The sequence below is a fragment of the Nostoc sp. MG11 genome, from assembly GCF_014904695.1.
In the GTDB taxonomy this organism is placed as follows: Bacteria; Cyanobacteriota; Cyanobacteriia; order Cyanobacteriales; family Nostocaceae; genus Komarekiella.
On record NZ_JACXXN010000025.1, the window covers coordinates 1 to 12,381 of the forward strand.

The following is a 12,381-nucleotide window of genomic DNA, read 5'->3' on the forward strand; positions in this document are numbered from 1 at the left end:
ACCTGCACGCCGATTGCAGTTGAACGTATCTGAAGAAGAATTAGCTCGTCGTCGTACCAACTGGCAAGCACCTGCACCGCGTTACACTAAAGGTGTACTGGCCAAATATGCCAAGTTGGTATCTTCTAGCAGCCTCGGTGCTGTAACCGATTTAGATTTGTTCAATAACAGAATGTCTGGTGCTAATAATCGAGGCTTCGGAAAAGGTCGATCTAGCTGTGGAGAAGGGATGGACTTATGAGCGATCGCTTTAAGCGATCACCTGTGCTTTACGAGAATTGAATCAGCACCCAGATGGATTTTTTGCTCAAGCTTGGTGTGAAGTTGTGGGGCGGAAGGGTGAGTGAAACGCACAGAGAAGTCTGAGCGGCGGCTTCCGCCGATGGTCTGTATCACTACCGAGAGGCGCAAGGCTTTGTGCCTCTCCCTTGTGTCCAAAGGACACAAGGCAACCGTTCTGAAAGAACGGTTGGGCAGTAAGACCCGCATAGCGATCAGAACTTCGGTGGGCGTGCAGAGTTAAGCGCAGAGTTTTAGAGAATTTGCGATAAAAACTTGCGTGTTCTTTCTTCTTTAGGGTTGTTGAAAAAGACGTTAGGGGTTGCTGACTCAACGAGAGAACCGCTATCCATGAGAATAACTCGGTCGGCAACTTCACGAGCAAATCCAACTTCGTGGGTAACAACTACCATTGTCATGCCATCACGGGCTAAACTTCGCATCACGTCCAAAACTTCTCTTACCATCTCAGGATCTAAAGCTGAGGTGGGTTCGTCGAATAGCATAATTTTAGGTTGCATGGCTAAAGCACGAGCGATCGCCACCCGTTGTTGCTGTCCACCAGATAACTGTCCTGGATATTTCTGTGCCTGTTCTAAAATTCCCACTCTTTCTAATAATTGCATAGCCAATTCTTCAGCTTTTACCTTTGGCGATCGCCGAACCCAAATTGGTGCCAACGCAATATTTTGCAGCACTGTGAGATGGGGAAATAAATTGAATTGCTGAAATACCATTCCCACTTCTCGCCGAATTGCTTCAATATTTCGCAAGTCATGACTGAGAGTAATACCATCGATTTCAATTTTTCCCTTTTGGTATTCTTCTAAAGCATTAAATGTGCGAATAAATGTCGATTTACCTGAACCGGAAGGCCCCATCAATACTACTACTTCGCCACGAGTTACTGTCAAACTTACACCCTGGAGAACGTGGAATTTACCATACCATTTGTGAACATCCTCAGCCACAATTATTGATTTTGGTTCTGACATGGGATTTCACCTCGAAATAATATAATGTAAGAAATTTTAATTTTAATTATTTAACCGTCTCTCTAATCGTCGAGAAGCCAACGACATGGAGTAACAAAATACCCAGTAAATTAATCCAACAAACAAATAAACTTCTGCATAGCGACCAAGAAACTGTGGCTGCGCCAAGATTGAACGAGAAATACCCGTGAGTTCCACCAATCCCACTAGAGATAATAGTGAAGTGTCTTTAAATAAGCCGATAAACTGACCAACAATCGCGGGAATAACCGCACGTAAAGCTTGAGGTAAAACAATCAATATGACCACCAAAGGTGTATTTAATCCCAGTGCTTTGGCTGCTTCAATTTGTCCGCGCGGGATTGCTTGAAGTCCACCGCGCACGTTTTCTGCCATGTAAGCAGCACTAAACAGAACCAGTCCAGCGATCGCTCGCAATACCCGATCTAAACGCACATCTGCTGACAGAAATAATGGCAGCATAACTTGAGCAAGGAATAAAATCCCAATCAATGGCACTCCTCTGACTACTTCTATATATAGAATACAAAACCAACGTACTGCTGGCAGATTGCTCGTACGTCCTAAAGCTAGTAAAACTCCAATGGGAAAGGAAAGTACAATACTAACTGCTGCCATCAACAAAGTAAGTAGTAAGCCATTCCACAAATTTGTGGATACAGATTGCAAGCCAAATCCACCACCAATTAACCACAAAATTATTGGAAAAGACAACAACCATAATAGGGAAAGCCAAAGAGCTATTACCTTTGCAAATCTTCCTCCAATCCAAAAACTTGCAAATAATAAAACTGCAATTAACAGCAACCAGAGACGGGATATAAAATCTAATGGCAAAACAACTAATATCACGCCAGAAATTAAAGCAAACAAAGCAAATCTGCGCCTTCTCAATTGTTGCTTTCCAGAAAACACACCCCAAGTTAACGCGCCTAAAGTTGAAGCGATCGCTAGTACAATCCAAACTCGCCAGTATAAGGCTTGGGGAAACCGTCCAACTAAAAATAAACGTAAATTAACCTGAATTACTGCCCATTGTGCTTGAGTGGTTGCCCAAATCAGAACTCCCCGCACTACCCAAAACAGCAATACTAAGCAAACAACAGTTAGTAAGCTGTTGTACCAAGTACTGAACAGGTTTCTACGTAGCCAAGTCAATTGAGTATTTGTCATTAGTCAAGAGTCATTTGTCATTGGACATGAAGCAGGAGGTAAAAAAGTGGAGTTCTAAGCCTTGTTGACGAGTATCAAAGACTCATCGACAAATCTCTGAGGTTTAACTTCTAACTTCAACTGCTTCCTCATCTCCTTCATCTCTCTTTAATTTGCACGGTGCGATTGAATAAATTCATAACTAAGGAAATAGTCAAGCTCAGGATGAGATAGGTGAGGATAATCAATAACATAACTTCTACGGCTTTACCCGTTTGGTTAAAGGTGGTAGAAGCGACAAAATAAACATCAGGGAAGCCGATCGCGATCGCTAAACTGGAATTTTTTGTCAAGTTGAGATACTGACTAGTTAATGGTGGAATGATCACCCGCAAAGCTTGGGGAAAAATCACTAGCCGCATCACTAACCCTGGTTTTAATCCTAGCGATCGCGCTGCTTCCCATTGTCCTTTAGGTACTGATTGAATCCCGCCTCGGACAATTTCAGCAATAAATGCACCTGTGTAAAAAGTTAGCCCTAACAACAAGGCTGAAAACTCTGGGGACAAAGTAAACCAAGGAAGTTCTAAACCATTTTGACTCAGGCCAATAAACCCCCAGAGGGAAATTTTATTTTCTGTCTTAGGAAAACCGAGGAAAACAGCAAAGTACCAAAATAGCAATTGCAGCAGTAACGGCGTATTGCGGAAAATTTCCACGTAAATCATAGCGATATTCCGCACTAGCCAGTTGTCAGAAAGCCGAGCGATACCAGCGCTTATCCCCACAATTGTCGTAAGTAAAATTCCTGCTACTGCTATCCGCAAAGAATTAATTAGTCCCACCCACAAAGCTCGACTGTAGCTGTCAGTCGGTTTATAGGAAATCGGCGTTTCGCCAATATCAAAGGACGCTTGCTGCTTGAGAAAATCAAATCCAAACTGAATCCCCAGTTGCCGCAAATTACGATTAACGTTGCCCCACAATATTGTTACTATAATTACTGCTAAAAATACAGCAATGAGTTGCCCAGCAATATTCCAAAAGCGTTGATCACGCCATATAGGCACTTTTGAATTAGTCATTCTCCCCTTGCTCCCCTGCTTACCCTGCTCTTTTCTACCGGAACGGAGGAGAATAGAGTAATCCGCCTTTTGTCCAGAGTTGATTTTGACCGCGAGCTAGATTAAGTTTTGTCTTTGGGCCGAGGCTGCGATCGTAAATCTCAGCGTAGTTGCCGACGTGCTTAACTATTCTTGCCGCGAAATCGTTTGTTAAGCCAAGTCCCTCACCAAGGTTGCCTTCTGTTCCTAAAAAACGCTTAATATCTGGGTCATTACTATTGGCAAACTGTCCAACATTCTGGGAATTAATGCCTAACTCTTCGGCTTTTACCAGGGAATAAACCGTCCACTTAACAATATCACCCCACTTTGTGTCCCCCTTAGCAACTGCTGGTGCAAGAGGTTCTGAAGAGATGACTTCATCGAGAATCACGTTTTCTTTTGGTTTGGGTAGAATCGAACCCCGCGAAACTAAAGCTGAACGGTCGGCTGTAACGCCGTCGCAACGACCTTCAGCATAAGTGGCAAAAGTAATGTTAACGTCTTCAAAAACAACGGGTTTGTAAGTGATGCCCCGTTTTCGCATTTGGTCTGCTAAATTCTGTTCGGTAGTAGTACCTGTTTGAACGCAAATAGCTTTATCTTTTAAGTCTGTTAGGGACTTAATGCCGCTATTCTTGCGAACCATTATGGCTTGACCATCGTAAAAAACTACAGGTGCAAATTCCATACCTACTGAGGTATCACGACTAAGTGTCCAAGAAGTATTACGGCTGAGAATGTCTACTTCTCCAGTTTGCAAAGCTGTAAACCGCTCTTTGGCATTAAGATTGCGAAATTCTACAGCATCGGGATTATCAAACAAAGCTGCTGCGATCGCGCGACAGACATCCACATCGATACCGCTGTACTTACCGTCATTTCCGACAAAGCTAAACCCTGGTACTTCACCACTGACACCACAAATGACCTGACCACGACTTTTAATATTATTCCAGCGATTTCGAGTTGCTTGTGTTCCGGGAGTGCTGGCTGTATTGGCTGTTTGTTCTGACTCTCCACCACAAGCAGTAATGGTAAAAATTAGGGGTGCGATCGCTAAAACTAAAGCTGATTTATGCATAAACGTCATAGATACTCAACAACAGAAAATGTATTATTCACTACAATCATTACGTGAAAACAATTTGATGCTTGTAATATAAAACTTTATCAGCTCTGTGCTTTATTGTTTTTGCGAAAGCAACGGTTGAAGTTTTACTTATTTTCTCAAAAGCTTGATATGACGAGAAGAAATTATTTCAATATTATGTAGATCCAACTTGGAAGATAATATTAAAATTTAGGTAATTTACGTAGTTTTATTTAACTTAAAATAAAGACTTAGCAACTCTAAATATAATTTCAGTATTTTCTTGCTCGTTACATTACAAAACTTACTAATAGTTGAGATGTATAAAGCAAAATCTGGTTTGATTATCCAAATAAATAATCAAATAAACGTGACATATAGCAGTCCTTTGTTATTTGTGATCAACCACTTATGACAAGTAGAGAAATCTTAGCGGAGCGGAAAGTCAGAGCTAGGATTTCTACAGAAGTCCATTTGAGTTAAGGGAATAATTAAAAGAATTGTCTATAGTCTACGTTCTTCGCCTGGGTAAAAACTGAATAATCGCGTTTCAACAAATGAGCATAAGCTCTATTCCATACTTCTAGGTGAGGAGAAGTAGCCGCACCAACCTAAGCAACTGCCACTAGCAGGTTAAACTAGGTCTGGTAACAGCTGCTCCACCGTTCCTTATGAGGCTTTTATGGGAGCTAATCTTAAACAGATTGCCAAGTACTTAGATAACCTTGGTTGGGACTACCGTTTTGATGACGAAGAAGACCGGATTATAACAGGGGTGGAAGCTGATAACCTAGAAGACTTCCTGATAGTTGTCCAGTTGGATGAAGAGGGAAAATTTTTTCGGGTTTTTGCTCCTCAAGTTCTAGCAGGAATTCAAGACCATCCTCACAAGGGAGCTATCCTACAGACAATGCTAGCTATTTCTTGGGAAACTAAAATGTTGCAATGGGAGTATGACCCATCGGATGGGGAAATCCGTGCCATTATTGAGTTTCCGCTAGAAGACTCGATTCTCACAGAAAGACAGTTTCATCGTTGTCTGAGTGGGTTAATTCAGATTGTTGATAGCATAGCGATACCTCGCCTGAGAGAAGTGATGGAAACAGGTGAAGATCCGGGAAATCTAGAACTTGGGGAAAGATTATTACTCAGTATTCAGGAAGAGGCTCCAGGATTACTAGATCTGCTGGAAAAAGCAATGGAAGCGCGGAAAAAGCGAGGAAGTTTTCCCAGCGATTGAGGCAGATCATCACTGAAATAGCTATACTCCAAAGTGATACCCTCACTATATACTGAATTTTTCTAGGGCTGGATTTTATGACATCCTATGCAACCTCCTCTGCCAAAGCGGAAATGAGTGAACTCCGGCGGTTGAAAGGCTTACTACCGCCAGAATTGCAGAGCTGGGTCACGGTTGAAGGCACAACTGAGGTCAATCCACCCCTGATCCGTAGCGAAGAAATTGGTAAAGACCAGGTAGAGATTCAAATTGATCTGGTCAAATGGGATGCCCTCGCAATGGATCAGCGTAACCTGCTGTTCTGGCATGAAGTCGCTCGCGTGCAAAATGACACGATTCCCAAAGATGGTTGGGAAATGGCAGCGCTAGCAATTGGTTTAGGTGGTGCTGTCGGTGAGTTGTGGGTACAAGATGGATTGCTGCTGGTGTTAGCTTTGGCGTTGTGTGGTGTCTCAGGCTGGCGACTTTATCAAAAGAATAATGGGGGCAAGCAACTCACAGAATTGGTCGATGCTGACGAAAAAGCGATCGCCTTGGCAACTCGTTTTGGTTACAGCCTTCCCAATGCTTACAAGAGTTTAGGTAGCGCCTTAAAAACCCTGATCGATAACACTCCTAGCAAGCGCCAACGGTCTAAATACGAAGCAAGACTTTCTGCCCTCAAACGCAGTGCCAATAAGGTAAAAGCTAAATCTAAGGCTGCAAATGAAGGTGGTCTGTAGAAATCAGAAAGTAGGTTGGGTGGGCAATGCCCGCCCATAAAATATTTGATCACAAACATAGAAATTGCCATGAGGTGTGATCGCAAATGTCTCAGGGTCAAAGCTTAGACCAAGAACTGCTGCATCGCCGTTGAGTTACCTAGGAGCATCGGGCATTAGTGACTCTTCCCCATGCCCCATGCCCCATGCTCCATGCTCCATGCTCCATGCTCCATCCCAAGAGTGGGTCAAGTTTTTTATAAAAGCTTCTACAGTTGGTTGAGCATTTTATGCGTCTGAGGAATCACACGCACTTGCTTGACAAACCGCTTCATTAAAGATTGCCACATCAAAACTTGCTCTGGAGAAGGGGCCATTATAGGTATTTGAGTGAATTGTTCTGAGGCTGGCAAAGGCGTAACAGGTTGTAAAAATACTGGAATGTCTTGACTCACGGCTGCCACCAGCAAAGCTGAGCGTTCCAACTCGCCTGGGTCTGTCTCTTGAGAAACAATTATCTTGACAAAAACGTTTAAAAGTGAATCGTGACATAATTGGAGAAATTTTGCATGTTCTTGCCAATGACTTTCACCGCTGACACTGGGCAGCTTTAAATCCATACCTACAGAGTCTAAGTAGGGGAGAATCATAGCTAGTTGTTCTGGGCGATGTCCGCCAGTTTCTAGGTATATAGGTAGACCAGTTATGGCTCGGATTTGCGGTAGAAATTGCGTCAGGAAAGAAGCGTGAAGAAGTGGTTCGCCCCCAGTTAAGCTAATGCTATCGTGTAGACAAGGTAGATTTTGCCTTTCAACTAATTCTATTAATATGGGTAGTGAGACAGGATTAGAGTGAATTTCAAAGTCGCGTAATCCTGGCGATCGCTCTATCCTACAGGTAGCAGGTGCATTCCAAGTGTTAGCGCTGTCACAAAAGTGACAGCGCAAGTCACAAAGAGCAAAGCGAACAAAAATCTGACGCGTCCCTACATTCAGTCCTTCCCCTTGAATGGCAGAAAATACCTCGACCAGGCGTGCAGTGGGTGTAATCGTAGTTTTAGAAATCATTTGAGGAGAGCAACGCGATCGCGTTGCGTCGGCACAACAGCAACTATATTTTTTGGCTTCTGTTATTTTTTTGGCTTCTTATTCTATTGTGAATCGTCGCTAGCGATTTCCAATCCCACCCCAAGCAACTAGCGTTTAGTCCTTATTCCTACTGATTTAACATCTGGTTAGGCAATCTTTTAGGACAAAATAATGTTTGGCAGATTACATTATACATGGCAACGAAAGTGCAGAGCTTCATGACTAGCCAACCCATTGAGGTAGATTTTCCAGTTACTTCCCTAAACGACACGGCTATAGTGCAGGTGCCCGCACGGTTAAGCGTGCTAGAGGCTGTAGGCTTTAAGCAAACCTGCCAAGGCTTAACCCAGTCCACTTCCCATCCCAAGCAAATCATCATTGACTTTCACCAAACTACTTTTATGGATAGTAGTGGTTTAGGTGCCTTGGTAAGTAATTTTAAATACGCCCAGGAGAAAGGTATGACGTTAATACTGAGGAATGTCACTCCTCAAGTAATGTCAGTCCTAAAACTCACAGGATTGGATCAGGTTTTTTCCATTGAGTCTATCAGCGACGTATCGCTAATAGAACAGCAAAGTGGCGTAGAATTGCCTAGAAAAGCTTCGCGTCAAGTGGAACAATTACCTACTACTCATCCTTCTGTGGGATCTTGGATGAAACGGTTCATAGACATTATTGGCTCACTGGTAGGTTTAATTATTACAGGAGTGTTGTTGATTCCGATTGCGATCGCTATTCAAATCGATGATCCTGGTCCCCTTTTCTTTAGTCAAATCCGCTGTGGTTGGATGGGAAAGCGTTTTGAGATTTGGAAATTCCGCTCCATGTGTGTGGATGCGGAAGCGAAGAAATCCCAAGTTAAAAACCAAGCGCAAGGAGCCTTTTTCAAGAACGAAAACGATCCCAGAATTACGCAGGTAGGGCGCTTTTTACGGCGAACTAGTCTGGATGAACTGCCCCAATTTTGGAACGTTCTGAAAGGAGAAATGAGTTTAGTAGGTACTAGACCACCCACACCTGACGAAGTGGAACGCTATGAAGTACCGGAGTGGCAACGCTTAGATGTTAAACCCGGTATGACTGGCGAATGGCAAGTGAATGGTCGATCTACAGTACGTAGTTTTGAGGATGTAATTCGCCTGGATTTGCAGTATCAACAAAATTGGAGTTTAGTGTACGATTTAAAACTGATTTTCAAAACCGTAGCTATCTTGTTTCACAAAAATAGCGGCGCTGTTTAACCTATTAACCTTATTTGCAATTTGTTGGTAACTCATACACCCACAATAATTGTTGGGTACGCCCAAGCCCCTTTTGGGCTTGGGTAAATACAAAATTTGACTACAGCAATATTCTAAAGATATCTTTTTTAATTTCTGCTTATTCAAAAATTTATCAAGAAAAAACTTACTAAATTTCTAGATTTTTTAAATTCCATTAAAGGTGTTTGACTCTACTTTATCAACTTTTAATTAAGCTCTATTAATTAACGTTGAAAGTTTCTTTAACTAACAGGCACAGGGTTTACACTTAAGACTACATCATAAATTAATACTTAAAACATTACTTAAATAGTAAAAAAAATATCATAGATACCTTAGTACGCAATATCAAATTTTACTCAATCTTTAATTAAAATCCCTGACATTAAAAGAGTCTGAAGACACAATTAAACATAGGCGCTTTTGAGCACCAAACGATATTTAAGACAAATACTGTCATTAAATAAAAAAACCGGGGTACTTCTGACTTATTATTTATGCGGATTTTGATTTACTCCTACAACTACTATCCAGAACCTATTGGTATTGCCCCGCTGATGACTGAATTAGCAGAGGGACTAGTTAGGCGTGGACACCATGTGCGCGTAGTCACTGCTATGCCCAATTACCCTGAGCGTCAAATTTACCAAGGCTATCGAGGCAAATGGTATCTCACAGAATATAAAAATGGTGTTCAAATCCAACGCAGTTATGTTTGGATTCGCCCGCAGCCCAACTTGCTAGACAGGGTATTGCTAGATGCTAGTTTCGTTGTTAGCAGTTTTGTGCCCGCCCTCATCGGCTGGCGTCCAGATGTTATCCTCTCGACTTCACCATCCCTGCCTGTTTGTGTACCAGCTGCTCTTTTAGGATGGTTACGTGCCTGTCCTGTAGTTTTAAATTTACAAGATATATTACCGGAAGCAGCTGTACATGTCGGTTTACTGAAAAATAAATTGCTCATCAAATTGTTTACGATATTAGAAAAATTTGCTTATCATACCGCTAGCAAAATTAGCGTCATCGCTGATGGGTTTGTGGATAATTTGCAGTCTAAAGGCGTCGAAGCTAACAAAATTGTGCAAATTCCCAACTGGGTTGATGTAAATTTCATCCGCCCCTTGCCCAAAGAAAATAACCCTTTCCGTGCAGCACACAATCTGAATGGCAAATTTGTAGTGCTATATTCTGGTAATATTGCTCTAACTCAAGGCTTAGAAAGTGTCATCAAAGCGGCTTCTGTGTTGCGCCATATCTCAGATATTGCATTTGTAATCGTTGGAGAGGCAAAAGGTTTACAGCGATTGCAACAGGAATGTCTAGACTGCGGGGCAGATAATGTTTTGCTACTGCCGTTTCAACCCCGCAAATATTTACCACAGATGTTAGCAGCTGCGGATGTCGGTTTGGTAGTGCAAAAGAAAAATGTTGTATCCTTCAACATGCCATCGAAAATTCAAGTGCTATTAGCGAGTGGTCGAGCATTGGTTGCGTCTGTGCCCGACAATGGTACAGCAGCTAGAGCTATCAGGCAAAGTGGCGGCGGAGTTATTGTTCCTCCAGAAGATCCCCAAGCTTTAGCAATGGCAGTTTTAGACTTGTACCAAAACCCAGAAAAAGTCAAAAATCTAGGTTATAAAAGTCGTCAATATGCCGTTGAGCATTATGCTTTTGAGCAAGCATTAAATCAATATGAGACATTGTGTTACTCACTGATAGCAGATAGCAGAGTAATTAAGTCCACAATAGTAACGAAACAGGAAGTTTAATCTACCTGGTTGAGTTAGGTTGCTTATCAGTGTCCTCTTGGATTCACAGTCTGAAAAGTCGCAAATTCTACCAAAAATCCCACGGCTTTACTTCCTTGAGGCTGTGGGAAAACTATTTGTTTTGCCCGTACACTAGGGGCGCTCTGGTGTCCTAGCCTACTCTAAGCAGACGATGGCTAAACCCCTCAAATGGATTTATCAAGGATGCTCTGTGGCGGTATTAGTTAGGTGATGTAGGATACAAAGATGTGTATTTGGTTTGGAATCTAAAGTAAAAAATATAACAATTTAACCACTGACTTAGAACTTCCATACCAATCAGACTTTAAGCAGACCACGTTATGAGTCTGCTGTGTTATGTCGTGATTTTTAGCAAATGACCTAAAACCTGGCTGCGGCGATACCTGCGAATTACAAGCTTTAGATATTAAAATGTTTGATTAGTCTGCAACATCCCAAAAATTGTTACTGGAAAGCCCTTTGTGGTTGATCTTTGCATAATATTTACTTGCAATTGGTGCTTGCTTGTGTCGAAACCTCAACAACTAATTCAATTAGATAACTAGCCCCATAGACACCTGTTTTTTTGTTAGTATTCAAAAAAACCTATTTACACAGTTGCAGTTCAATTGTTTGTTGTTTGTAAGTAGTTGTCAAGAATTGTTACAAAAGGAAGAAAGCACCTGAGGTTTAATGTCTGATTATTTCCAAGGAGATTTCCAATTACAGTCTGTCTCAGTGATGAATAATGCGGTGCGAAGTACCTCTGAAACCGAAGATTCGAGTGGAAAATTAGCTGCAACCATCGCTGAAGCTGCATCAGATCGCAAAGCGGGTGATATCTTATTGCTCAGAATGGCAGATGTATCCTACCTGGCAGATTACTTTGTGATGATGACTGGCTATTCTAGGGTACAGGTAAGGGCGATCGCCGAAGCAATTGAAGAAAAAGTCGAAAATGAGTGGCAAAGGCGTCCCTTGAGGACAGAAGGAAAAGCCGATGGGAGTTGGGTTTTACAAGACTATGGCGATGTGATCGTTCACATCATGATGCCCAAGGAGCGGGAGTTTTACAATTTAGAAGCGTTCTGGATTCATGCAGAACGGATTTCGCTACCAAAATCCGATGACGGAGGAGGTAAACCAACGTGATTAAGTCCTCGGTTTCCAATTGCCCTGTTCCCACAGAACAGCAGCCTCTAAATGAGTACGAAGAGTTAAAAACTTCCTGGCTGTTTCGTGATAGCACCTTAAATTGGCATAAGTATATTACGAAAATAGTTTGGATTTGGAGTTTATCGTGGCTGGTAGCAGGACCGGTAGCAGCGGCAAGTTTTCCTCCGCATAAGTATATTACCCATTTTATGCTTTGTGGTGCAGCAGGAGCGAGTGTAGGAGTCGTGCTAGCACTGGTACGTTTGTACTTAGGCTGGTTCTACGTGCGGGATCGCCTCTATAGTCCCACAGTATTCTATGAAGAGTCAGGTTGGTACGACGGTCAAACTTGGACAAAGCCCCTGGAAATCCTTGACCGCGATCGCTTGATTGTTACGTATGGAATCAAACCCATTCTCCGACGGTTACAATTTACTTCTGCTGGCTTGGCTGGATTGTTTCTTATTGGTACTATAGTTTGGCGTTTGTTGTAAATAGTCATTAGTCAGTGGTCAGTAGT

Annotated in this window: 11 protein-coding genes and 1 pseudogene; 7 read left to right on the top strand and 5 right to left on the bottom strand. The window is 42.3% G+C overall.

The window, feature by feature from the left end:
• Positions 1-163, top strand: a pseudogene (locus HCR01_RS25560) (dihydroxy-acid dehydratase); the annotation flags it as partial.
• 370 nt (positions 164-533) lie between these two features.
• Here the strand turns inward: HCR01_RS25560 and HCR01_RS25565 are convergent.
• The 4 genes from HCR01_RS25565 to HCR01_RS25580 all read right to left on the bottom strand — a co-directional run bounded on the left by HCR01_RS25565 (position 534) and on the right by HCR01_RS25580 (position 4,634).
• Complete coding sequence (locus HCR01_RS25565; RefSeq protein ID WP_193198886.1) at positions 534-1,274, bottom strand: amino acid ABC transporter ATP-binding protein; 741 nt, start codon at positions 1,272-1,274, stop codon at positions 534-536.
• 42 nt (positions 1,275-1,316) lie between these two features.
• Positions 1,317-2,468 (bottom strand): amino acid ABC transporter permease, encoded by a 1,152-nt coding sequence (locus HCR01_RS25570; RefSeq protein WP_193198887.1) that lies wholly within the window; start codon positions 2,466-2,468, stop codon positions 1,317-1,319.
• A 137-nt stretch (positions 2,469-2,605) separates the two neighbouring features.
• A complete protein-coding gene (locus HCR01_RS25575) occupies positions 2,606-3,532 on the bottom strand; it encodes an amino acid ABC transporter permease (protein WP_193198888.1) in 927 nt (308 codons plus the stop codon).
• Positions 3,533-3,566: 34 nt separating this feature from the next.
• On the bottom strand, positions 3,567-4,634 hold the full coding sequence (locus HCR01_RS25580) for an amino acid ABC transporter substrate-binding protein (RefSeq protein WP_193198953.1): 1,068 nt from the start codon (positions 4,632-4,634) through the stop codon (positions 3,567-3,569).
• A gap of 691 nt (positions 4,635-5,325) precedes the next feature.
• On the opposite strand from HCR01_RS25580, the gene HCR01_RS25585 reads away from it, so the two are divergent.
• Together HCR01_RS25585 and HCR01_RS25590 are read left to right on the top strand one after the other, a co-directional pair.
• Positions 5,326-5,883, top strand: coding sequence for a hypothetical protein (locus HCR01_RS25585; protein WP_193198889.1), 558 nt, complete (start codon positions 5,326-5,328; stop codon positions 5,881-5,883).
• A 77-nt stretch (positions 5,884-5,960) separates the two neighbouring features.
• A complete protein-coding gene (locus HCR01_RS25590; RefSeq protein ID WP_193198890.1) occupies positions 5,961-6,605 on the top strand; it encodes a DUF3318 domain-containing protein in 645 nt (214 codons plus the stop codon).
• 248 nt (positions 6,606-6,853) lie between these two features.
• On the opposite strand, the gene HCR01_RS25595 is transcribed toward HCR01_RS25590, so the two are convergent.
• Positions 6,854-7,651: a 7-carboxy-7-deazaguanine synthase QueE gene (locus tag HCR01_RS25595; protein ID WP_193198891.1), complete on the bottom strand. Its 798-nt coding sequence runs from the start codon at positions 7,649-7,651 to the stop codon at positions 6,854-6,856.
• Positions 7,652-7,866: 215 nt separating this feature from the next.
• On the opposite strand from HCR01_RS25595, the gene HCR01_RS25600 reads away from it, so the two are divergent.
• The 4 genes from HCR01_RS25600 to HCR01_RS25615 all read left to right on the top strand — a co-directional run bounded on the left by HCR01_RS25600 (position 7,867) and on the right by HCR01_RS25615 (position 12,355).
• Complete coding sequence (locus tag HCR01_RS25600; RefSeq protein WP_193198892.1) at positions 7,867-8,916, top strand: anti-sigma factor antagonist; 1,050 nt, start codon at positions 7,867-7,869, stop codon at positions 8,914-8,916.
• Positions 8,917-9,434: 518 nt separating this feature from the next.
• The gene (locus HCR01_RS25605; RefSeq protein ID WP_193198893.1) at positions 9,435-10,706 is read left to right on the top strand and encodes a glycosyltransferase family 4 protein; all 1,272 of its coding nucleotides are present in this window, start codon (positions 9,435-9,437) and stop codon (positions 10,704-10,706) included.
• Between the two features lie 693 nt (positions 10,707-11,399).
• Positions 11,400-11,858, top strand: coding sequence for a ribosome silencing factor (gene rsfS / locus HCR01_RS25610; RefSeq protein ID WP_193198894.1), 459 nt, complete (start codon positions 11,400-11,402; stop codon positions 11,856-11,858).
• Entirely contained in the window at positions 11,855-12,355 is a 501-nt protein-coding gene (locus tag HCR01_RS25615) for a CGLD27 family protein (RefSeq protein ID WP_193198895.1), read from the top strand. Before rsfS ends, HCR01_RS25615 begins: the two co-directional genes overlap by 4 nt.
• The last annotated feature ends 26 nt before the right edge of the window (positions 12,356-12,381 follow it).